Source organism: Rhizobium sp. BG4, assembly GCF_016864575.1.
Lineage (GTDB): Bacteria > Pseudomonadota > Alphaproteobacteria > Rhizobiales > Rhizobiaceae > Rhizobium.
Genome location: NZ_CP044125.1, coordinates 560,803 through 582,827 on the forward strand (window position 1 = coordinate 560,803; position 22,025 = coordinate 582,827).

A 22,025-nucleotide genomic window follows, 5' to 3' on the forward strand; every position below is an offset into this window, starting at 1 on the left:
CCGGCAGGGCAGAGGGGGGTGCGCCTCCCCGAACACAACGCATGAAGCAGTGACCGCCTTGGAGGCATCGCAATGACCAGAGAACGCATCTACCTCTTCGACACGACGCTCCGGGACGGGCAGCAGACGCCCGGGATCGATTTTTCGGTCGAGGACAAGATTGCGATTGCGGCGATGCTGGATGATTTCGGTCTCGATTATGTCGAGGGCGGCTATCCCGGCGCCAACCCGACCGATACCGCCTTCTTCAGCGAGAAGCGCACGACGGCCGCCCGCTTCGTCGCCTTCGGCATGACCAAGCGGCCGGGGATCTCGACTTCCAACGATCCGGGCCTCGCCACGCTGCTGCAGGCCAAGAGCGATGCGATCTGTTTCGTCGCCAAGAGCTGGGACTACCATGTGAAGGTGGCCCTCGGCTGCACCAACGAGGAAAACCTCGAATCCATCTCCGAAAGCGTCAAGGCCGCGGTTGCTGCCGGCAAGGAGGCGATGGTCGATTGCGAGCATTTCTTCGACGGCTATAAGGCCAATCCGGAATATGCCACCGCCTGCGCCAAGGCCGCCTATGATGCCGGCGCGCGCTGGGTGGTGCTCTGCGACACCAATGGCGGCACGCAGCCGCCGGAGATCCGGGCGATCGTCGAGGCGCTGATTTCAGCCGGCGTTCCCGGAGACTGTCTCGGCATCCATGCCCATAACGACACTGGCCAGGCGGTCGCCAACTCGCTCGCCGCCGTCGAGGCCGGCGTGCGGCAGATCCAGGGTACGCTGAACGGCATCGGCGAACGCTGCGGCAATGCCAATCTGGTGACGCTGATCCCGACGCTGGCGCTGAAGGATGCCTATTCGACCCGTTTCGAGACGTCGATCGACGAGGATCGGCTCATCAATCTGACGCGCCTGTCGCATGCCTTCGACGAGCTCTTGAACCGCTCGCCCGATCACCAGATGCCCTATGTCGGCGCCTCCGCTTTTGCCACCAAGGCCGGCATCCATGCCTCGGCATTGCTCAAGGATCCGCGCACCTACGAGCATGTGAAGCCCGAAAGTGTGGGCAATTTCCGCAAGATCATGGTCTCCGACCAGGGCGGCAAGGCGAATTTCATCAATGCCCTGAAGCGCCGCGGCATCGAGGTCGGCAAGGATGATCCGAAGCTCGACCTCTTGATCTCCATCGTCAAGGAGCGCGAGGCGTCCGGCTATGCCTATGAGGGCGCCGATGCGAGCTTCGAGCTGCTCGCCCGCCGCACGCTCGGCACCATCCCGGAATTCTTCGGCATCGACGGTTTCCGCGTGATGATCGAGCGCCGGTTCGACAGTCTCGGCCGCGTCAAGATCGTTTCGGAAGCGGTGGTGAAGATCACCATCGACGGCCAGACGCTGATGTCGGTCGCCGAGGCAGAAGGCCCGGTCAACGCGCTCGACCTCGCGCTGCGCAAGGATTTCGGCAAATACCAGCACGAGATCGACGACCTCGTGCTTGCCGACTTCAAGGTGCGTATCCTCAACGGCGGCACCGAGGCCATCACCCGCGTCCTGATCGAATCGATCGATTCCAGCGGCGTGCGCTGGTGGACGGTCGGGGTTTCCGAAAATATCATCGACGCCTCGTTCCAGGCGCTGATGGATTCGGTTATCTACAAGCTGATGAAGAACCGGCAGCTGGCGGGGAAGATCGCGGCGGAGTGAGCGGATGTGGAATTCCACATCTGGCAAATCAAAAGTCCTTCACATCCATTCACGGAAATGAATTGGCCTATTCACGTCGGTTAGGTTAGAGCGGGCTCCATAACAATAAAATATGGAAACGCCCCCATGTCCGTCGATGCGACCGCGCCGATCATCAAGAACGAGGATAGTCCGCGAGGATTTGCCTTCGCGCTGACTGCCTATCTCTTGTGGGGCTTCCTGCCGATCTACATGAAGGCGCTGTCGCATATCTCGCCGGCAGAGGTTATCGCGCACCGTGTTCTCTGGTCGGTTCCGATCGCGGGGCTCGTGCTTCTGGTGCTCGGTCGCACGCAGGAAATCCGCGATGCGCTGCGTTCGCCGCGGATGATCGCCATGGCGACGCTGACGGCAGCGCTGATCACCGTCAACTGGGGCACCTATGTCTGGGCGATCGGCGCCGGGCATTCGCTCGATGCGGCGATCGGCTATTTCATCAATCCGCTGATCAGCATCTTCATGGGTTCGGTACTGCTCAAGGAAAAGCTGCGGCCGATGCAGATGGCAGCGATCGGGCTGGCGGCAATTGCGGTGGTGGTGCTGATCGTCGATGGCGGCGGCATGCCGTGGATTGCGCTGACGCTCGCCTTCAGCTGGGCCTTCTACGCCTTCTTCCGCAAGACGCTGCCGCTCGGACCGAACCAGGGCTTCCTGCTCGAGGTGCTGATCCTCAGCATTCCCGCGATCCTCTACATCCTCTACCTGGAACTCGTCACCGGCGAAGGCCATTTCATTGAGACCGGCTGGAGCGATACCGCCCTCCTGCTCGGCTGCGGCCTCGTCACCGCCCTGCCGCTGATGATCTATGCCAATGGCGCCAAGCTCCTGAAGCTCTCGACCATCGGCATCATGCAGTATATCGCGCCGACGATGATCTTCCTGATTGCCATCTTCGCCTTCCACGAGCCGCTCGGCACCGCGCGCATGATCGCTTTCCCGCTCATCTGGGCAGGTCTGGTGCTCTATACGCTGTCGATGCTGAAGGCGACGCGCGGGCGCTGAGCGCCCGCCTAACGTCTTACATTTTGGAGAGAACCTCGTCCTCGCCGCCGCGATCGGCGGCGATTTCGGCTGCCTGCGCCATGATCGCCGGAATGATGCCGGAGACGTCGTCGATGACGAGCGGCTGGACGCGATGGGCGGTGTGGATGAAGCCTTCTTCCGTCATGTGCTTCATCAGCTCCATCATCGGATCCCAGAAGCCGTTGATATTGGCGAAGACCATCGGTTTTTCGTGGCGGGCGAGCTGTGCCCAGGTCATGATCTCGACGATCTCTTCCAGCGTGCCGATGCCGCCCGGCAGCGCCACGAAAGCGTCCGAACGCTCGAACATCATGTGTTTGCGCGCATGCATGTCAGGCGTTACAATCAGTTCGTTGAGCTGGCCGAGCGAATGGCGCGTCGCTTCCATGTCGATCAGGAATTCCGGGATGATGCCGGTGACCTGGCCGCCCGCCGAAAGCACACCGCTGGCAACCGCCCCATGATGCCTTTCGTGCCACCACCGTAGATGAGCCTTAACCCATATTCGGCAATTTCCTTGCCGAGCGTGCGGCCGGCAGTCATGTATGCAGCGTCGCGTCCCGGCCTGGAGCCGCAGTAGACGCAGATGGATTTTATCGAGTGCGATTGATCAGTCATGGGGCCAAACAACTATTCCGGGGCTGGGCAGTCAAGAAAAATGAGGCAAAACCTACGTCTTAAGCGTAGGTGATCGCCTTGGATGCTTGTGAAGAGCGACGGGAATCGCTAGCAATTTCTGATACTACGGCACATTTGCCGCCTGGGGAGAATGAATGATGAGAAACCGCGCCGGCTTGCTGGCCCTCGCAGTGCTTGCAATTGCAATCCTTCTTATGGTCTTCGTGGTCATGCCCCGGATCGGCGGAGACGCGTCCAAGGTCGGCGATGCGATCAACCAGGCAAGCAACGAAGTCAAAAATACGGTCGAAGAAGCAGGCAAGACCGCCCGCAACGCCGTTGCCGATGCTGCCGCCACCACAGAGAAGGTCGGCCGCCTGACGGCTGACGCCGGACAGTCTCTCACCAAACTTAAGGCGCTCTTCGCCGACGGCAAGACCCCGGCTGCAGATGCGCTTGCGGCTGCCAAGACGAAGGCGACCGGCGCGCTGCAGGCGATTGCCGATTTTGCAGCGCCTGACGGCATCGACCCGGCGACCGCCGCGATCATCACCAAGGCCAAGGACGGCGCTTCGAAGGCGCTCGCCACCATCCAGGCGCTTCCTGAAAATGCCGCCGATGCGCTGGCCGCGCTCCTCAAGGCAGAATCCGAACTGACCGGCGCACCGGCAGCTCAGCCCGGCACGGCTCCCCAGCCGCAGGCTGACACGACGGCCCAGGCGCCGGCAGCAGCCGATGCCAACGCACCGGCCGCAACGGCGCCCGCCGCCGATCAGGCGAATGCCGGTCCGAAGATCCCGGCCTTTGACGTTCTGCGCGTCGAACCCGATGGCTCCACCGTCATTGCCGGCTCGGCCGAGCCGAACGGCAAGCTCGAAGTCGTCGATGGTGACAAGGTCGTCACCACGACCGATGTCGGCCCCTCCGGCGACTTTGCAGCCGTGCTCGACAATCCGCTCGGCCCCGGCGATCACCAGCTGGTGCTGAAAGTGACCGGCAAGGACGGCAAGGTTCAGACGTCGGAAGAAGTCGCGACCGTTTCCGTGCCGAAGGACGGCAGCGGTGCCGAGCTCCTCGCCATGGTTTCCAAGCCGGGTGAAGCAAGCCGCATCATCACCGCTCCGAAGGCCGAGCAGCAGACCGCTGCGGCTACGCCTGCCGCGAACGGTGCGACGCCCGCCCTGCCCGCAGCTTCCACCGATATCGCCAACACCGCACCGGCCGTTCCCGCCGCTCCGGCTGAAGTCATGGTCAATGCCGTCGAAATCGAAGGCAACAAGATCTTCGTTGCCGGTACGGCCAAGGCCAATGCCAACGTGCTCGCCTATGCCGACGACAAGCTGATCGGCAAGGCACGCGCCGGTGGCGACGGCCATTTCGTCATCGACGGCGCCATGGATCTGGCCGTCGGCGACCACAAGATCCGCGTCGATGTCGTCGATGGCGCCGGCAAGGTTCTCGTGCGCGCCGCCGTCAACTTCAACCGTCCGGAAGGCGATCAGGTTACCGTCGCTGCACAGACCTCTGCGCCGAGTGCTGCGCCGGCCGCGGCAACGCCCTCGATGGTGCCGCTTGAAGAAGGCGAACTCGCCAAGCTGAAGACGGATGCCGGCAAGGCTTTCGCTCTGCTGAAGGGCCTGTTCGTCAATGGCCAGCTTCCCGGCAACGAGCAGCTCGCCGCCGCCCGTTCGGCGACCGAGTTTGCGCTGCGCTCGATCTCGGAATTCCGCCCGTCGGTGGATGCCCGCGCCGAGTTCAAGGAAACCGCTGCCAAGTCCTCGCAGTCGGCAGCAAGCGCGCTGACGACGCTGCAGGCGCTGCCGCGTGATGCCAAGTCCGTTGGTGCGGCGATCGACAAGCTCGCCTCGATCATCGACGAGCTGACGACCGTTCCGGCTGCACCCGAGGCACCGGCCACTCCGGCTGCACCCGCACCGGCGACCAACGAAGTCGCATCGGGCAACAGCAGCGAGCCGAAGACGATCGAGCAGGCGCCGCTGACGACGAGCAACAACACCGTGATCATCCGCCGTGGCGATACGCTCTGGCAGATCTCGCGCCGCGTCTATGGCGCCGGTGTCCGTTACACGACGATCTACATGGCCAACGAGGACGAGATCAAAAACCCGGACCGCATCCTGCCGGGCCAGATCTTCGGCGTTCCGAAGGACGCGCTGCCGAACTCGGAAGAGCTGCATCGCAAGCTGAAGGCCGGCGAACACCTCTAGGCTTTGTGTCATTATGACGAAAAGGCCGGGCGAACCTCTCGCCCGGCCTTTTGCTTTGGCGGTTTGCCGTTGCATTCGGGCGCTGCAAATCCTATGTGCCGGGAAACGGCGAGACTGTCTGGCGGAGGCTCCGAAAGAGCCGATCCGCCTTTTGCAATTTGCCGCTATCGAAAACGATCAAAGCCCTGCCCCCGGGCTTGGAGATAGACATGGCAAACAAGACGGTCTCTGATTCCAACCTGATGCGCACGCTGTTCAATCTCTGGCCCTATATGTGGCCGAACGAGCGGCCCGACCTGAAGATGCGCGTCGTCTGGGCGTCGGTCTATCTGCTGGTCTCGAAATTCGTGCTGCTGCTCGTCCCCTACTTCTTCAAGTGGTCGACCGATGCGCTGAACGGCAAGACCGATCTTCACACCAATCTTCCGCCGCTGCTGACCGGCGCCATCGCGCTGATCATCGCCTATAACCTGACCCGCCTGATCCAGCTGGCGCTCAACCAGCTGCGCGACGCGCTGTTTGCCAGCGTCGGGCAGTATGCGGTGCGCAAGCTCGCCTACAAGACCTTCGTGCACATGCACGAGCTGTCGCTGCGTTTCCATCTGGAGCGCAAGACCGGCGGCCTGTCGCGCATCATCGAGCGCGGCACCAAGGGCATCGAAACGATCGTCCGCTTCACGATCCTGAACTCGGTACCGACGGTCATCGAATTCCTGCTGACGGCCTTCATCTTCTGGTGGGGCTACGGCTTCTCCTATCTCGCCGTCACCGCCTTCACCGTCTGGGCCTATATCTGGTTCACGATCCGCGCCAGCGACTGGCGCATCGCCATCCGCCGCTCGATGAACGACAGCGACACGGACGCCAATACCAAGGCGATCGATTCGCTCCTCAACTTCGAAACCGTCAAATATTTCGGCAACGAGGAGATGGAGGCCAAGCGCTTCGACAAGTCGATGGAGAAGTACGAGAAGGCGGCAACCGACGTCTGGACCTCTCTGGGATGGCTGAACTTCGGCCAGGGCGTCATCTTCGGCATCGGCACGACGATCATGCTGGTTCTCTCCGGCCTAGCCGTCCAGCGCGGCGAGCAGACGGTCGGCGACTTCGTCTTCGTCAATTCAATGCTCCTGCAGCTTGCCGTGCCGCTGAACTTCATCGGCTTCGTCTATCGCGAAATCCGCCAGGGCCTCACCGATATCGAGCAGATGTTCGATCTTCTGGAAGTGAAGGCCGAGGTCACCGATGCGCCCGACGCCAAGCCGCTGGCGATCGGCCAGGGTGCCATCAGCTTCAGGGACGTGCATTTCTCCTACGATCCGGCCCGCCCGATCCTGAAGGGCATCTCCTTCGACGTGCCCGCCGGCAAGACCGTCGCCGTCGTCGGCCCGTCCGGGGCCGGCAAGTCGACGCTGTCGCGCCTGCTCTACCGCTTCTACGATATCCAGAGCGGGGCGATCACCGTCGATGGCCAGGATATTCGCGGACTGACGCAGAAAAGCCTGCGAACGGCGATCGGTATGGTGCCGCAGGATACCGTGCTCTTTAACGACACGGTCGCCTACAACATCCGCTACGGCCGCCCGTCGGCCAGCGAAGCAGACGTGAAGACGGCCGCCGAGATCGCCCAGATCGCCCATTTCATCGAGCTGCTGCCGGAAGGTTTCGACACCAAGGTCGGCGAGCGCGGGTTGAAGCTTTCGGGCGGCGAGAAGCAGCGCGTGGCGATCGCCCGTACCATCCTGAAGGCGCCGCCGATCCTGATCCTCGACGAGGCGACATCGGCGCTCGACACCACGACGGAAGGCGAAATCCAGGCCGCTCTCGATGCCGTGTCGAAGAACCGCACCACGCTGGTCATCGCCCACCGGCTGTCGACCGTCATCGGCGCCGACGAGATCATCGTGCTGAAGAGCGGCGAGATCGCCGAGCGCGGCACGCATGGCGAACTGCTTGCCAAGAACGGCCTCTACGCCTCGATGTGGAACCGCCAGCGCGAGGCAACCGCGGCCGAAGAACACCTGAAGCAGGTGCGCGAGAGCGACGAAATGGGCGTTGTCACGCGCCTTGCGCCCGCCACCTGACCATCTGAACAAAACGGCCGATTTGCCGTTTTGCTGTTTAGAACCTTGACACAAAGGCCGCCGCAGCGGCCACGGCATTGCCCCGGCCGGAGTTTTTCTATAACCAGCGGTAACGAAAAAACCGAGGAGACCGGCGCATATGAGCCTGCTTGATACCGTTCGAAACACCATCGTTCCGGTCCATAAGGAAGGCTATCCTTTCGTCGCCGCCTTCTTCGTCGCGTCGCTGCTGCTCGGCTGGCTGTTCAAGCCGCTGTTCTGGGTCGGCCTGATCCTGACGCTGTGGTGCGCCTATTTCTTCCGTGATCCGGAGCGCATGACGCCACAGGACGACGATCTCGTCATCTCGCCTGCAGACGGCAAGGTCTCGTCGATCCAGATGGTGACGCCGCCGGCCGAGCTCAATCTTGGCAGCGAGCCGATGCTGCGCATCTCCGTGTTCATGAACGTCTTCAACTGCCATGTGAACCGTTCGCCGGTGCGCGGCCGCATCGTCAGCATCAACTACCGCTCCGGCAGCTTCGTGAATGCCGAGCTCGACAAGGCCAGCGAAGACAACGAGCGCAACGGCCTCGTCATCGAGACCGCGCATGGCAATATCGGTGTCGTGCAGATCGCCGGCCTGGTTGCGCGGCGCATTCTCTGCTGGGCCAATACCAACGAGCCGCTCGATGCCGGTGAACGCTTCGGCCTGATCCGCTTCGGTTCGCGCCTCGATGTCTTCCTGCCTGCCGGTGCTGCGCCCCGCGTCGCACTGGGCCAGACGGCGATTGCCGGCGAGACGGTGCTTGCCGAATTCGCCTCCGCCAAGGGTCCGGTCATCAGCCGCCGCATCTAAGACGATCAGGAGCGACAGATGGAGACGCCTTTCCCACCTTTCGAGCCCAACGGACCGAACGATTCGGCGCGTGGTCCGAGACTGCGTGAAATCCCGCTCCGGCTGGTCGTTCCCAATCTCATCACCATTCTCGCCATCTGCGCCGGCCTGACCGGTATCCGCCTCGCCTTCGAGGGCCGTTACGAGCTTGCCGTGATGATGGTGCTGCTCGCCGCCTTCCTCGACGGCATCGACGGCCGTATCGCGCGGCTGATGAAGGCGACGTCGAAATTCGGCGCGCAGATGGATTCGCTCGCCGACATCGTCAATTTCGGCGTGGCCCCTGCCCTCGTCGGCTATGTCTATGCGCTCGACCAGGCCCGCTCGATCGGCTGGATCGCGGCGCTGATCTATGCGATCGCCGCCGGCCTGCGCCTTGCCCGCTTCAACGTCATGTCGGAGCGCGAGAACCGGGCGCCCTGGCAGTCGGAATATTTCGTCGGCGTGCCCGCGCCCGCCGGCGCCATGCTGGTGCTGGCGCCCGTCTATCTCGGTTTCCTCGGCCTGGAGACGGACCGCCTCTTCGCGCTCCTGTCGTCCGCCTATACCGTTCTCATCGCCTTCCTGCTGATCAGCCGCCTGCCAGTCTGGTCGGGCAAGCAGGAGGGCAGCAAGCTGCGCCGCGATCTGGTGCTGCCGCTGATGCTCGGTGTCGTTCTCTATGTCGCGCTGCTGATGAGCTACACCTGGGAGATCATGGTCTTCACCGTAGTCATCTATCTGATATCGCTGCCCTTCGGCGCTCGGCGCTGGAAGAAGAAATACGGCACGCTGACGATCGAGGAACCCGGCGTCGGCGAAGACGATATGGGCCGCCATATCTGATTTGATTAGCACGCTACTCATGCGTGCTTTTCGCATCAAGCCTCGCGCAAAGTTTTCGCCTTACACACTTCCTGATAATCGATGCCTCTATTTTGTCGCTATTGCCGACAAAAGAGCAAATCAGAACATGTCCAGGGAACACGTAAGGAGAGTATCGTGACCTCGAAGAAGACTGGCTCCACGGAACAGCCGGCCAAGCATGACCTCAGCACCCACTACCGCCCGCTCGGCCTGAAGGCCGTGCTGGCAGCAGCACTGATGCTGAAGAAGCCTGCCCTCATCAAGAAGCCCGCCTAAGCGGCCGCGAAAAAGCGGATGAGCAGGCTGATCGCCAGCAGGCTCATGACGACACCGATGATGACGTCGAGAACCCGCCAGGCGGCGGGTTTCGCGAAGACCGGCTGAAGCAGCCGCGCTCCATATCCCAGCCCGAAAAACCAGACGAATGACGCAACGGCAGCACCGATGCCGTAAGCGAGGCGATCTGCGCCCTGATAGGCCGCCGACAGGCTGCCGAGCAGCACCACCGTATCCAGATAGACATGCGGATTGAGGAAGGTGAAGGCGAGGCATGTGGCGACCGCCGCCTTCAATCCCAGCGCCTGCGGCGCCCCGGCCTGCATGGCGCCCGGATGTAGGGCACGGCGGAAGGCCATGAAGGCATAGGAGCCGAGGAAGACGGCGCCGCCAAGCGTCACCACCGAGATCAGCACCGGAGACTGCGATACCAGCGTACCCAGACCGCCCACACCGGCGGCGATCAGCAGCGCATCCGACAGCGCGCAGATCAGGCAGAGAATGAAGACATGCGAGCGCAGCAGGCCCTGGCGGAGAATGAAGGCATTCTGAGCGCCGATGGCGATAATCAGGGATGCGCCAAGGAAGAAGCCCGAAAGGGCAGCCGAAATCGAGATCATGAAGATGGTCCGGGAATGAGAAGATTGGAAATCAGAAGAAGCTGAGCTGCCCGTCGCCGGGCTTCTTGGCAGGTGCCTTCGGGGGCTTTTCGAGAACGACGGGCGTCTGCAGGTCCTCGCCCATGTTCGCCACCTTGTTGACCTTGTCGGAAACAGGGATGGCTTCGAAGAAGTCTTCCTCGACAGGCCTCATCAGGTCGGCAACCTCGCGCGGCTCCTGCGTCTTGCAGTCGAGCCAGCGGGTATAGTCCTCGGGCTTGATGACGACGGGCATCCGGTCGTGGATCGGCGCGATCGCAGCATTGGCCGCCGTCGTCAGGATCGCGCCGGTATCGACTTCCGAGCCATCGGCCGACGACCATGTCTCCATCAGCCCGGCAAAGGCAACGATGCCGCCATGCTTCGGCTTGATCCAGTAGGCCTGCGATTTCTCGCCGCTTTCCTTCGACGGGCGGTGCCATTCGTAGAAACCGCTTGCCGGGATCAAGACGCGGCGGTGGCGCATGGCGGCGCGGAAGGACGCCTTGCCAATCGCCGTTTCGGCCCGGGCATTGATCAGCAGCGGAAATTCCTTGGGATCCTTGACCCAGGAAGGCGTGAAGCCCCAGCGCACCAGGACGGCGCGGCGATCCGGAAGATTGCTGCCCTTCTCCGGCGTTTCTCCGGAGACGACGACGAGGATCGGCTGCGTCGGCGCAATATTGTAGCGCGCCGGAAAGTCCTCGAGCTCAAAAAGCCCGAGCAGGTCCTGCAGCTCTTCCGGAGATATCGTCAGGGCGTAGCGTCCGCACATGCCCTGTCTTTGCACCCTGCCGCGCAACGGTCAAGGGTGGGCTCAACTGCGTGGCGCAAAGAGGATGATTGCTGTTCCGGCAAGGCAGATCGCGGCGCCGCCGATGTCCCACCGGTCGGGAATGCGGTTTTCGACGAGCCACAGCCAGAGGAGCGAGGCGACGATATAGATGCCACCGTAAGCGGCGAATGTGCGCCCCGCAGCCTCGCTCGGCACGAAGGTCAGCAGCCAGGCGAAGAGCGCCAGCGACACCATGCCCGGCGCCAGCCACCAGACGGACTTGCCCATCTTCAGCCAGGCCCAGAAGGCGAAGCAGCCGGCGATCTCGAAGAGCGCGGCAAAGGCATAGATCAGATAGGTCAGCGGGCTTCTCTTCGAATCGATGCTGCGTTAGTCAGGTTCATCGATACGCTCGGCGATCGCCCCGCAATTCGCAACCGGCAGAGCCACGGAAACGGCAGAAATGACTTCGACGGCCAAGGCAGCATCCTCCGCCATCCTCGAACGCGACGGCAAATATCTGCTGGTGCTGCGCCGCAATCCGCCATCCGCCGACATGTATGCCTTTCCGGGCGGCCGCGCCGAAGAGGGCGAGACGCCCGATGAGACGGCGCTGCGGGAATTCCAGGAAGAGACCGGTATTGTGGCTCGCAACCCTCAACTCTTTTCGGTCTACGATCTGAAGACGCATGCGCCCGATGGCAGCGTCACCAGCCATTTCTTCCTGTCGGTCTTCACCGTCGAGGCGGATGCCGATGCCGTTGCGGAAGCCGCCGATGATGCCGCCGATCTCGGCTGGTACAGCGTGGACGAGATCCGCCGGATGCCGGTGCCGCAATCCGTTCTCGAATGCGCCGAGCGGCTGGCGCTTCGACAATAACGGCGTGGAAACTCCGCCACGCGCCTTGTTCCCGACACGGCTTGCGTATCAACTGTTCACATGATTCCCGTACGACGCGTTGTTTTGTCCCTGTTCTTGTGCGCCGGTGCAGCGATGAGCGCGCCCGTCTGGGCACAGGGCAAGAATGCGGCGGCGCCTGCGGCACCCGAGGCACCCCCGCCTCCACCGGCGGCCGTACCCTACGACGACAAGCTTTTGCGGTTTGCGGAAGTGATCGGTTCGGTGCATTACCTGCGCACGCTCTGCAAGGCGCCAGGCGGCGACGAGTGGCGCAACAGCATGCAGCAACTGCTTGATTCCGAAGCGAAAGACGAGCCTCAGCGCAAAGAGAAGCTGACCGCTGCTTTCAACCGTGGATACCGTGCCTTCGCATCCGTCTATACCGATTGCACCGCATCGGCGATCGTGGCAGAAGAGCGCTACCGTAACGAAGGTGCAACACTTGCCACAGAAATTACTTCGCGGTTTGGAAATTGACGTTTAATTAACCTGTTTTCACTCCCGCGCGTGTCGTTTTGGGAAAAGGCTGATAGAGTTGTTAACCAGGCAGTAAGGCATGCAGTTCGAGGAAAAGAAAATGGAACCGAGCCTCAACGACATCGACGACATGATCGTCCATGAAAAGATGCAGGCGGCTTTGGAGTACCACAACGAAGCTTGGGCTGACGGCATGGCCGACGGCATCGAGCCTGAGATCATCGCCGACACCGCCATCATTCACGCCCTTCGCGAAACGATCCGCCTGCATGGCGAAAACAGCGCGGAAGCCCTGCTCGATTCGCTGCGTGAACGTATGCTTGCTGGCGAGTTTTCTCCGAACCGCAGACTGCAGTAAAAGTTAGAGAGTCGGATGCACACCGGTAAGGACAAGGCCCCGCGGCGGCTGATCGCGCCGCTTCTCGTTGCTCTATGCGCTGGCGCCGGCATTTTCGCGGCACCCGCAGCCTTTGCGCTTTCGGAGCTGCACAAGGCGCCCGGACAGCCTGATCCGCAGGCGACCGACCAGAAGAACACCCAGCAGACGCAGACACCGCCGGCGGCGACGCCCGGCGTGCCGATGCCCGATCCGCTGGTGAACAAGGATCATGCGGCGCAGAGCACCGACAAGACGCCCGGCGCATCAGACAGCGGCAAGCCCGTCGACGTGATCTACGACATCACCAAGGTTCCCGAGCCCGTGCGCAAGATGCGCGAACAGATCGTCGAAGCAGCGGCTTCCGGCGACCTCGAGCGTCTCCGCCCGCTGATGGGCACCGGCGCACAGCAGACGCAGGTCAGCGTCGGCCAGCCGACCGACGATCCGATCGGCACGCTGAAGGACCTTTCGGGCGATCCTGACGGCGACGAAATCCTGGCGATCATCCTCGACGTCATCTCCACCGGTTTCGTGCATGTCGGCGCGGGGACTGCCGATGAGGCCTATGTCTGGCCCTATTTTGCCGAGAAGGACCTGAAGGCGCTGACGCCGCCGGAGCGCGTCGAGCTGCTGCGCATCGTCACCGCAGGCGATCTTTCCGACATGCAGGAATTCGGCGGCTACAATTTCTATCGCCTTGGCATTGCGCCCGACGGCAAGTGGAAGTTCTTCACCGCCGGCGATTGATCGCCCCTGCCCGCCGCTTGCAGCGGCGGCGCGGAAGACTTAACTCTGAGCGATCACGAACGCGACAGGTTTCGCCATGCCCTCCGTCTTTCTTCCGCACCGCGCCCTTCTCAGGATCGGTGGCGCTGACGCCGGGTCATTCCTGCAGAACCTCATCACCACCGATATCGTCTCGATGGCGCCGGATGAGGCACGCCCCGGCGCGCTACTGACGCCGCAGGGCAAGATTCTCTTCGATTTCATGATCTGGCGCGATGGCACGGATTTCGTCATCGAGACCGAGCGCGAGCAGTTCGAAGCGCTGACGAAGCGGCTGACCATGTACAAGCTGCGCGCCGCCGTGACGCTTGCGCCGGTGGACGCCGAGGGCGTGACCGTTTCCTGGGACAGCGATGCGGCCGATGGCGCTGCCGACAGCCGCTTTGCCAGGGCGGGCATCACACTTCGCCGCCAGGCCGGAAAGCACGGCACTGACGACGCTTCGCTCTATGACGGCCTGCGCGCGGCGCATGGTGTCGTCACCTCGGGCGCCGACTTCGCGCTGCAGGACGCATTCCCGCATGACGTGCTGATGGATCTGAACGGCGGGCTCTCCTTCAAGAAGGGCTGCTATGTCGGCCAGGAGGTCGTATCCCGCATGCAGCATCGCGGTACGGCGCGGCGGCGCGTGGTGACGGTTTCTGCTGGCACACACCTGCCGGCATCGGGCACGGAGATCACCGCAGGCGGCAAGCCGGTCGGCACGCTCGGCACGGTCAGCGGCAAGAGCGGGCTGGCGATCGTGCGCATCGACCGCGCCGGCGAAGCGATGGCTGCGGAAACGCCGCTGCTTGCCGGTGACGTGCCTGTCACGCTCGCCCTGCCCGGCTGGAGCGGCCTTGCCTTCCCGTCCACATCCGACGAGGCCAGCGCGTGACCAAGCCGCCCCGCGCCTGGCAGCGCATGCTCTCCGGCAGGCGGCTCGATCTTCTCGATCCCTCGCCGCTCGATGTCGAGCTCAGCGATATCGCCCACGGTCTTGCCCGTGTTGCGCGCTGGAACGGCCAGACCTCGGGAAACCACGCCTTCTCCGTTGCGCAGCACAGCCTTGTCGTCGAGGACATCTTCCGCCGCCTCAACGAGGCGAGTGCCAGCGACTGCCTGATGGCGCTGCTGCATGACGCCCCGGAATATGTGATCGGCGACATGATCTCGCCGTTCAAATCTGTCGTCGGCGGCGGCTACAAGACCGTCGAGAAGCGGCTGGAAGCGGCCGTGCACCTGCGCTTCGGCCTGCCGCCGCATGCCTCGCGCGAGCTCAAGGACAAGATCAAGAAGGCCGACACCATTGCCGCCTATTTTGAGGCGACCTGCCTTGCCGGCTTCACTTCAGTCGAAGCGCAGAAGTTCTTCGGCCAGCCGCGCGGCATCACCAAGGAAATGCTGCTGATCGAGCCGCTGCCGGCCACCGAGGCGCAGCAGCTGTTCTGTGATCGCTTTGCGGCGATCGAGGCACTCAGGAGCGCCAAGCCGTGACGCGGATCGTCGTCTCGCCGCTTGCCCGCATCGCCGAGATGGCCGTGCGCCACGGCGCCCGCGAGATGGTGAGCCTGATGGCCAAGGAGCAGGCGTTCCACCGCCCGGGGGTGATTTCCGCCAGCCGCCATCTGCTGCTGCATATGAACGACATCGCCTTCAAGGGTACCGGCAATCTGGTAGCGCCCGGCGAAGCGCATGTGCGCGAGATCATCGACTTTGCCGCCGCCTGGGACCAGAGCGCGCCGCTGCTCGTTCATTGCTGGATGGGCGTGTCTCGATCACCGGCGGCTGCCCTTGTCGCAGCCCTTTCGCTGGTGCCCGATCAGGATGAGACGGCGCTTGCGGAGCGGTTGCGCGCCGCCTCCCCCTATGCCACGCCGAACACCCGGATCATTGAGATCGGCGATGCGCTGCTCGATCGCAAGGGCAGGCTTGTCGATGCCGTGCGCGCCATCGGGCGCGGCGCCGAAGCCGACGGCAATGCGCCTTTCATGTTTACGATCGCGCCCGAAAAAGCCGGTTGACGCTCCCCCACCCTGCCCCATCTAGCCAAGTGCAATGGAAATTCGAGGTGTGGCAGCAGGCATGGAACAGGCAACAGACGTCATCGTAGCAACCCGGACAGCACTCAGCCAGGCAAGCGCGCTTGCCGTCCAGTATTCCTTCTCGATCCTTGGCGCGATCATTCTCCTCATCGTCGGATGGGCGATGGCGAGCTTCGTCAGCCGCTGGGCCTATGAGGGGATTTCGCGGGTGCGGGGCATCGACGAAACGCTGGCGCGCTTCTTCACCAACGTCCTGCGCTACGCTCTCCTCATCCTCGTCTTCATCACCGTGCTCGGCCAGTTCGGGGTGCAGACGGCCTCGATCATCGCCGCTCTCGGCGCTGCCGGCCTGGCGATCGGCCTGGCGCTGCAGGGGACGCTGCAGAATATCGCGGCCGGCATCATGCTGTTGATCCTGCGGCCTTTCCGGGTCGGCGAATATATCGAGACCAGCAGTATTTCGGGCACGGTGCGCGAGATCGGCCTCTTCGCCACCGAGTTCAAGACCGGCGACGGGCTCTACCGGCTGGCGCCGAACTCGATCCTCTGGAACACGCCGATCACCAATTACAGCCGCGAACCGACCCGGCAGAACGAACTGAAGGTAACGGTCGCCTATGCCGACGACATCGACGCGGCGATGGACCGGCTGCTGTCGATCAGCAAACAGGATTCGCGCGTGCTGAAATCGCCGGCGCCGGCCGTGTTCATCGATACGCTCGGCGGCGCGACGCTCGGGCTGACGCTGCGTTACTGGGCCAAGACCGGTGACTGGTGGGCGCTGAGCCGCGACATGGTCAAACGCGTCAAGCTGAGCTTCGACGAAGGCGGCCACCTGATCCCGGTCTCCGCCGCCAATGGCAATGCGGTTCCGGAACCCGAGCCGGAGGAAGCGCAGAAACCGGCCCGCCGCCGCGCCTCCTCCAAGGATCAGACGACGCGTCAGTGACGCAGGGCGGAACGTTTTGACTCCCTGCCGGTTAATCTCTCAAGGAGATTGACCATGCCGCTGCCGAACTACCGGGACACATTCCTCCAATGCCTGACGACGCTGAAAGGGCTCACGGCGCAATCGGAGGAGTATGTCCGGTTTCGCTGGCAGGCGATCTATCTCACCCGCGGCCGGTTCTCCTATTTCTTCCGCGGCGCGCTGGATGGCGCCAGCATCGGCTTTTCCGGCCAGCAGATCGACCTGACGAATGGCGAGGTCAGCATCATTCCCGCCCGCTCCGTCGGCCTCTATGGCGCGACCTTCGGGCTGAACGAAGCGATTACTGCCTATAGCGGCCCGCAGAAATCGGTGATCGAGGTGGCGCATGCCTTCAACGAGGAGAGCGAGATGGATTATCACCCCGAGTTCTTCTACGTGCGCATGAACCTGCTGCACACCGCAAGCGACAGCAAGATGGGCTTTGCCCGCGATCCCCGGCTTCGCGAAAACACCAATCTGATCTTCGTCGGACTGGAAGACCAGATGACCGCCGACCTGCTGGAGGAAAGCGACATCGCGCGCTGGGTGGCGCAGGAGAAGCCGATGGCATCGACCGAATGGTATGCCGAGCGGTATTATTACAGCTGAGCGTTAAGCCGAGCCCTCACACACAACACCGCACCCGGCGCCCCCTCGTGGCAACGTCCCTTCTCCCCTCGGGGAGAAGGTGCCCGGAGGGCGGATGAGGGGGCCCCGCGCCGGAGGGCAAATCAATCCCCTACTCGATCACTCCACAAGCCAGCCGCTCACCCGCATCACCCGCCGGCTGGCTGCGGTAGTCGTCGGAATTGGCGTGGATCATCAGCGCCCGGCCGCGGATGCCGTCTTCCTTGCCGTCGAGGCTCACCATGCTGTCGAAGACCTGGGCGCGCAGGATGCCGTCCTGGCCGACATACTGGTTCGGCAGGTCGCCGGCATGGGGACCCTTGGCCGCCAGGAAGCCGTGCTCGGCCTTGGTCGGGTTGAAGTGCTTGCCGGCCGATTCGTGGTGCGTTGCCGGATCGCACTTGCCGGTTTCGTGAACGTGGAAGGCGACCCATTTGTTGGCCGGGAGACCTGCAATCTCGGCCTCGATGAAGACGCCGCCATTGGCGGCTGCCGTCAGCGTCGCCCGGCCGGTTTCCTTGCCCTTGGCATCGACGAAATTGGCGGTCGCCGTCTGCTTGTCCTGCGCATTGACGGCAAAGGCCGCCGCGGCGAAGGCGAAGGCCGCGAGCGCGATTGTCTTTTTCATGAGGGTTTCCTTCCGCTTGGCTGTTCGTTGTCCAACGTCTCAAGCCGGAAGGGGTTCCTGCAAAACAAAAGCCGGCCACGAGGACCGGCTTCGTACAATCGCCATTCCCGGCGCCTCAGGAGGCGATATCGAGATCGTACTGGCCGTAGGTGTTGCGGTAAACATCCGGAAGGCCGTCGTCGTTGGATGCGCTCATCGCCATGTCGCTTACGCCACCGCGAAGGCCCATCATCAGGGCGAGAACATTGTCGGTCGCCGTCGAGCGCGGCTCGGACTGCGGTTCGTCTTCGCTCAGCTGAGCGAGAATTCCAGGCTTTTCATCGGCAGCACGCTCGCCACGGCTCAATACGCCGTCGCCATTGGTGTCGAGCCGCGAAAGCGTTGCCAAATAGGCATAGGCCGTATCTGAAACTGATGAAACATTGCTCATGCAAACCTCCGTTCACCGTCTCTGTCCGGTGATGGCTGTACGCAATACAAAATGTTGGACGATCAAAACTGACTCGGTGAATACCGTGCTTAGTGAGTCGGGTCAATAAGCTGTTAACTTCGCATTAAGGAAGGTTGACAAAGAGTTTTCACCTGTGGCCCGGGCGCCGTTTTCCACGGCTTCCCGCCTTCGCCAAAAGCCTCATTGCAACTGGCGGCGCGAGGCCTTATCTCGGGCGTCCATACCAACAATTGCGGTGACGAGAATGCATCAGGCCGAAGCCTTTGCCCCCTTCGAAAGCCTTGCGGCAGAGCTTATTCCATTCGCCACGGAAGGCGACGACGGTTCGCACGATCTGGCGCATGTGCTGCGCGTCTTCAAGAACGCCATGCGTATCCAGAAGAACGAAGGCGGTGACGCCCGGATCCTGGCAGCCGCCGTGCTGCTGCACGATTGCGTCGCCGTCGAGAAAAGCTCGCCGCTGCGTTCCAAGGCATCGGCGCTCGCCGCCCAGAAGGCATCGGGGATCCTGCAGAAAATGGGCTGGACGGCAGAGGATATCGCCGCCGTCGCCCATGCGATCACCGCGCACAGCTTCTCCGCCAATGTGACGCCCGAGACGCTCGAGGCGAAGATGCTGCAGGATGCCGACCGGCTGGACGCGATCGGCGCCGTCGGCGCGGCGCGCTGTTTCTACATTGCCGGGCGCATGGTCTCGGGGCTCTACGATCCCTTCGATCCCGATGCCAGGGAGCGCCCGCTCGACGACAAGCGCTATGCCATTGACCACTTCCAGACAAAGCTGTTCAAACTGGCCGACGGCTTCCAGACGGAAGCAGGCCGCGCGCTTGCAGCCGAGCGCGACAAGCGGCTTCGCGATTTCCTCGCGGATTTCATGGACGAGATTTAGGAGACGGGCATGCGCATCAGCGATCTTTTCATCTATCCGCTCAAGAGCGCACGCGGCATTGCCATCCCCTTCTCCGATATCGACGCTTTCGGCCTGCCGGGCGATCGCCGGGCGATGATCACCGATGCTCAGGGGCATTTCATCACCCAGCGCGAATTGCAGGATCTGGCCCGCATCGAGGTGCGCCCGGAAGCGTCCGCTTTCCGCCTGTTGATGGATGGCAAGGGCGAGATCGCCGTGCCGCCGCTGCAGCCTGGCCGGCGCATGGATGTGTCGGTCTGGAAAGAGCCGGTGAACGCCGCCGTTGCCGATGACGACAGCAACCGCCGTCTCTCCGAATGGCTGGGGCGCGAGGTGAAGCTGGTGTTCTTCGACGGCGAGGCGAAGCGCATCGCCAGCACCGAATGGGCGGGCGGCGAAACGCCCGTGACTTTTGCCGACGGCTATCAGATCCTGGTGACGACGACCGGTTCGCTGAAGGCGCTGAATGCCGATCTTGCGGCCCACGGCGAAGGCGCCGTCGGCATGGAGCGGTTCCGCCCGAATATCGTCGTCGACATCGACGAGCCCTGGCCGGAGGATCGCTGGGCGGCGATCGAGATCAACGGCATCCGCTTCGATCTCGTCAAACCCTGCGCCCGCTGCATCATGACCACGCAGGACCAGCAGACGGGCTCGCGCGATGTGCCAAACCCGATGCCCGCCATGGGGCGCCTGCGCATGTCGGCGGACCGGCGCGTGCCCGGCCCGCTCTTCGGCTGGAACGTGACGCCGCGCGGCAGCGGCAAGATCGCCGTCGGCGACACCGTCACCGTGCTCGAGCAACGTGCCGAGGGCTGGCCGCTGAAGGTGCGCAACCGCGCCTAAAGGCCAGCAAGCGCCCGGTCGATCTCGTTCATCACATCTACGGGCAGCGGCCCTTTCGCCAGAGCGCCGGCATTTTCCTCGACCTGCGCCACCGTGCGGAAGCCGGGGATCGGCAGCGTGCGCGGCGAGCGTGCCCAAAGCCAGGCGAGCGCGCCCTGCGTCAGCGTGCGGCCGCCATCGGTCAGCAGGTTACGGACGGCCTCCAGGCGGGCGGCGAATTCCGGCGCGATCTTGCCATCCTTGAAATAGACCATCCAGTCGAGGCTGGCACCGCGGACATCCTTCTCGCCAACCGTCTTGCCCGGCGTGAACTTGCCGCTGAGCAGACCCATGGCGAGCGGGCCGCGATTGATCGAGATCAGGCCGTTCTTCTCGACGACATCGATCATGTCGGGCACCGGCTCGAAGACATTCATCGTATGCTGGATCGAGACGAAACCGTTGCGATGGACATGGCGGGCGGCGCGGTCCGTGTAGTCGGTGCTCCAGCCGAAAGCATAGACCTTGCCCTCTGCCTTCAATCGCTCCAGCGTGTCGAAGACCTCGTCGGATGCTTCCGGCGGGAAGTCGTTGAGATGGAACTGCAGGAGATCCAGCCGCTCGCGGCGCAGGCGGCGGAGCGATGTCTCGGCCGAAGCGCGGATGAAGGCCGGATCGGCAAAGGCGCCGGTCGCCTGCCTGGTCTTCTCGTCGGTCGCGTGGCCGAACTTGGTGGCGATGACGATGTCGTCGCGATTGCCGATGGCACGGCCGACGATCTCCTCGGAATGCCCTGCCCCGTAATTCGATGCGGTATCGAAAAAGCGGATGCCGAGATCGACGGCGCGCGCGATGGCGCGGAGCGATTCGGCGTCATCGACCTCGCCCCAGCCGAGCGGCACATCGCCGGCATAGAAGGGACCGCCGATCGCCCAGCACCCCATGCCGAGGCGCGGGATCTCGCGGCCGTTCCATAGCGTGATCGTCGTCGCGTTGTCGGGTTTCGTCAGCATGTCATCCTCCTCGATCATCTGCCGTTGCAGGCAGAGATAGGCAGCGCCGAGCGCGGGGTAAACCGCCAGGGCTGCAGGATATCTTTCACGGGTGAAAAACCGCTATTCAGGCCGGCAGCTTGCCGCCTGCCGCGAGGGGATGCGCCGCACCGGGTGGCAGCGCCCTGAGGGAGGGGTCGAGTGCCTTCAGGGCCGCCTGGATAAAGCCATCGCGGGCCGAGACGGCATCGATGCCGCGCGGCTCGTAGACATGGCGGTGCAGGAAGAAGCTGGTGAGCCGGAAACCGGCGAGCAGGCTGTCGTAATCGGCGGCGTGATTGCCCTCCTCCGACAGGAAGGTCGGCAGGACCAGCATCTTGTCGGCATAGGGCTTGCCCGCCGCGCGGCAGACGGCGCGGCCGGATTTCGGCGAGACATAGGCGAGATCGTTACGCACCCCCGTGGCGGCGCATTCGGTGAGGTCGATGCCGTAGCCGAGGTCGTTCAGCACCGCGAGCTCGAAGCGGACGAAGAGCTCGCCGGCATCGGTCGGATTGTGGAGATTGTCGAGGATGACTTCGAGCGCATCGTAGAGATGCGGATGCGGGTCGCGCTCCGGCAGCAGCCGCAGCAGCGCGCCCATCGCCTGCACGCCGTAAACGGCGGTGGCGCTCTCCATCAATCTCGCCGCGCGCAGTTGCAGCGGCTCGATGCGGAATTCGCCGAGATGCTCGTCGAGGCGGGCGCGCCAGATGACGTCGACCTCGTTGCCCGGCTGCAGCACCGGCTGCATGCTGCGCGAACGGCCGGAGCGCACGAGGCCGAGATGGCGGCCGCGGTCGCGCGTCATCACTTCGGCGATGACGCTTGTCTCGCCGTGGCGCTTCACGCCCAGAACGATTGCATTGCCTTGCCACTGCATCGGCAAAATCCCAAAACTTCAGGAATCGATCCTAGAGCAA

Annotated in this window: 25 protein-coding genes and 1 pseudogene; 18 read left to right on the top strand and 8 right to left on the bottom strand. The window is 63.2% G+C overall.

Annotated features, from left to right (window positions below; all coding sequences use genetic code 11):
• Positions 1 to 72 precede the first annotated feature (72 nt).
• Together cimA and rarD are read left to right on the top strand one after the other, a co-directional pair.
• Positions 73 to 1,689 (top strand): citramalate synthase, encoded by a 1,617-nt coding sequence (gene cimA, locus F2982_RS03005; RefSeq protein WP_203429185.1) that lies wholly within the window; start codon positions 73 to 75, stop codon positions 1,687 to 1,689.
• Positions 1,690 to 1,815: 126 nt separating this feature from the next.
• A complete protein-coding gene (gene rarD, locus F2982_RS03010) occupies positions 1,816 to 2,730 on the top strand; it encodes an EamA family transporter RarD (protein ID WP_203429186.1) in 915 nt (304 codons plus the stop codon).
• 16 nt (positions 2,731 to 2,746) lie between these two features.
• Here rarD and F2982_RS03015 read toward each other — a convergent pair.
• Positions 2,747 to 3,369: pseudogene (locus tag F2982_RS03015) on the bottom strand (TIGR00730 family Rossman fold protein).
• A gap of 155 nt (positions 3,370 to 3,524) precedes the next feature.
• Between F2982_RS03015 and F2982_RS03020 the strand changes: the two are divergent.
• The 5 genes from F2982_RS03020 to F2982_RS03040 all read left to right on the top strand — a co-directional run bounded on the left by F2982_RS03020 (position 3,525) and on the right by F2982_RS03040 (position 9,680).
• Positions 3,525 to 5,597 carry a LysM peptidoglycan-binding domain-containing protein gene (locus tag F2982_RS03020; RefSeq protein WP_203429187.1) on the top strand — a complete coding sequence of 691 codons (2,073 nt, stop codon included), beginning with the start codon at positions 3,525 to 3,527 and terminating at the stop codon, positions 5,595 to 5,597.
• A 209-nt stretch (positions 5,598 to 5,806) separates the two neighbouring features.
• Positions 5,807 to 7,681 (top strand): ABC transporter ATP-binding protein/permease, encoded by a 1,875-nt coding sequence (locus F2982_RS03025; protein WP_203429188.1) that lies wholly within the window; start codon positions 5,807 to 5,809, stop codon positions 7,679 to 7,681.
• A gap of 139 nt (positions 7,682 to 7,820) precedes the next feature.
• Positions 7,821 to 8,519: a phosphatidylserine decarboxylase gene (locus tag F2982_RS03030; RefSeq protein WP_112719560.1), complete on the top strand. Its 699-nt coding sequence runs from the start codon at positions 7,821 to 7,823 to the stop codon at positions 8,517 to 8,519.
• An 18-nt stretch (positions 8,520 to 8,537) separates the two neighbouring features.
• A complete protein-coding gene (gene pssA, locus F2982_RS03035; protein WP_112719561.1) occupies positions 8,538 to 9,383 on the top strand; it encodes a CDP-diacylglycerol--serine O-phosphatidyltransferase in 846 nt (281 codons plus the stop codon).
• 156 nt (positions 9,384 to 9,539) lie between these two features.
• Positions 9,540 to 9,680, top strand: coding sequence for a hypothetical protein (locus F2982_RS03040; protein WP_203429189.1), 141 nt, complete (start codon positions 9,540 to 9,542; stop codon positions 9,678 to 9,680).
• Here the strand turns inward: F2982_RS03040 and F2982_RS03045 are convergent.
• From F2982_RS03045 to F2982_RS03055, 3 genes are read right to left on the bottom strand one after another with little or no spacing between them, the layout of a single operon-like run.
• Entirely contained in the window at positions 9,677 to 10,300 is a 624-nt protein-coding gene (locus F2982_RS03045) for a LysE/ArgO family amino acid transporter (protein WP_130282850.1), read from the bottom strand. The genes F2982_RS03040 and F2982_RS03045 overlap by 4 nt on opposite strands.
• 31 nt (positions 10,301 to 10,331) lie before the next feature.
• On the bottom strand, positions 10,332 to 11,093 hold the full coding sequence (locus F2982_RS03050) for an SOS response-associated peptidase (RefSeq protein ID WP_203429190.1): 762 nt from the start codon (positions 11,091 to 11,093) through the stop codon (positions 10,332 to 10,334).
• Between the two features lie 42 nt (positions 11,094 to 11,135).
• On the bottom strand, positions 11,136 to 11,456 hold the full coding sequence (locus F2982_RS03055) for a YnfA family protein (RefSeq protein ID WP_112719564.1): 321 nt from the start codon (positions 11,454 to 11,456) through the stop codon (positions 11,136 to 11,138).
• Positions 11,457 to 11,556: 100 nt separating this feature from the next.
• On the opposite strand from F2982_RS03055, the gene F2982_RS03060 reads away from it, so the two are divergent.
• The 9 genes from F2982_RS03060 (at position 11,557) to F2982_RS03100 (ending at position 17,239) form a co-directional block, all read left to right on the top strand.
• Positions 11,557 to 11,973, top strand: a complete 417-nt coding sequence (locus F2982_RS03060; RefSeq protein WP_203429191.1) for an NUDIX domain-containing protein — start codon at positions 11,557 to 11,559, stop codon at positions 11,971 to 11,973.
• Positions 11,974 to 12,033: 60 nt separating this feature from the next.
• On the top strand, positions 12,034 to 12,471 hold the full coding sequence (locus F2982_RS03065) for a TIGR02301 family protein (protein WP_130282856.1): 438 nt from the start codon (positions 12,034 to 12,036) through the stop codon (positions 12,469 to 12,471).
• 100 nt (positions 12,472 to 12,571) lie between these two features.
• A complete protein-coding gene (locus F2982_RS03070) occupies positions 12,572 to 12,829 on the top strand; it encodes a hypothetical protein (RefSeq protein WP_112719678.1) in 258 nt (85 codons plus the stop codon).
• Between the two features lie 15 nt (positions 12,830 to 12,844).
• Positions 12,845 to 13,597: a hypothetical protein gene (locus F2982_RS03075; protein ID WP_112719567.1), complete on the top strand. Its 753-nt coding sequence runs from the start codon at positions 12,845 to 12,847 to the stop codon at positions 13,595 to 13,597.
• Positions 13,598 to 13,673: 76 nt separating this feature from the next.
• Complete coding sequence (locus F2982_RS03080; RefSeq protein WP_203429192.1) at positions 13,674 to 14,513, top strand: folate-binding protein YgfZ; 840 nt, start codon at positions 13,674 to 13,676, stop codon at positions 14,511 to 14,513.
• Between the two features lie 26 nt (positions 14,514 to 14,539).
• Entirely contained in the window at positions 14,540 to 15,112 is a 573-nt protein-coding gene (locus F2982_RS03085) for an HD family hydrolase (protein ID WP_112719679.1), read from the top strand.
• Positions 15,109 to 15,639, top strand: a complete 531-nt coding sequence (locus F2982_RS03090; RefSeq protein WP_203429193.1) for a tyrosine phosphatase family protein — start codon at positions 15,109 to 15,111, stop codon at positions 15,637 to 15,639. Before F2982_RS03085 ends, F2982_RS03090 begins: the two co-directional genes overlap by 4 nt.
• A gap of 61 nt (positions 15,640 to 15,700) precedes the next feature.
• Positions 15,701 to 16,609, top strand: coding sequence for a mechanosensitive ion channel domain-containing protein (locus tag F2982_RS03095; protein WP_112719570.1), 909 nt, complete (start codon positions 15,701 to 15,703; stop codon positions 16,607 to 16,609).
• 54 nt (positions 16,610 to 16,663) lie between these two features.
• The gene (locus tag F2982_RS03100) at positions 16,664 to 17,239 is read left to right on the top strand and encodes a hypothetical protein (RefSeq protein ID WP_203429194.1); all 576 of its coding nucleotides are present in this window, start codon (positions 16,664 to 16,666) and stop codon (positions 17,237 to 17,239) included.
• Positions 17,240 to 17,369: 130 nt separating this feature from the next.
• Here the strand turns inward: F2982_RS03100 and F2982_RS03105 are convergent, their stop codons facing one another.
• Together F2982_RS03105 and F2982_RS03110 are read right to left on the bottom strand one after the other, a co-directional pair.
• A complete protein-coding gene (locus F2982_RS03105) occupies positions 17,370 to 17,885 on the bottom strand; it encodes a superoxide dismutase family protein (RefSeq protein WP_112719571.1) in 516 nt (171 codons plus the stop codon).
• Between the two features lie 115 nt (positions 17,886 to 18,000).
• On the bottom strand, positions 18,001 to 18,315 hold the full coding sequence (locus tag F2982_RS03110) for a hypothetical protein (protein WP_112719572.1): 315 nt from the start codon (positions 18,313 to 18,315) through the stop codon (positions 18,001 to 18,003).
• Positions 18,316 to 18,580: 265 nt separating this feature from the next.
• Between F2982_RS03110 and F2982_RS03115 the strand changes: the two genes are divergently transcribed.
• Positions 18,581 to 19,225 carry an HD domain-containing protein gene (locus F2982_RS03115; RefSeq protein ID WP_112719573.1) on the top strand — a complete coding sequence of 215 codons (645 nt, stop codon included), beginning with the start codon at positions 18,581 to 18,583 and terminating at the stop codon, positions 19,223 to 19,225.
• 9 nt (positions 19,226 to 19,234) lie between these two features.
• Entirely contained in the window at positions 19,235 to 20,092 is an 858-nt protein-coding gene (locus tag F2982_RS03120; protein WP_203429195.1) for an MOSC domain-containing protein, read from the top strand.
• Here F2982_RS03120 and F2982_RS03125 read toward each other — a convergent pair.
• Positions 20,089 to 21,084 carry an aldo/keto reductase gene (locus F2982_RS03125; RefSeq protein ID WP_203429196.1) on the bottom strand — a complete coding sequence of 332 codons (996 nt, stop codon included), beginning with the start codon at positions 21,082 to 21,084 and terminating at the stop codon, positions 20,089 to 20,091. The genes F2982_RS03120 and F2982_RS03125 overlap by 4 nt on opposite strands.
• Positions 21,085 to 21,190: 106 nt before the next feature.
• Complete coding sequence (gene recO / locus F2982_RS03130; RefSeq protein ID WP_112719575.1) at positions 21,191 to 21,985, bottom strand: DNA repair protein RecO; 795 nt, start codon at positions 21,983 to 21,985, stop codon at positions 21,191 to 21,193.
• Between the last annotated feature and the right edge of the window lie 40 nt (positions 21,986 to 22,025).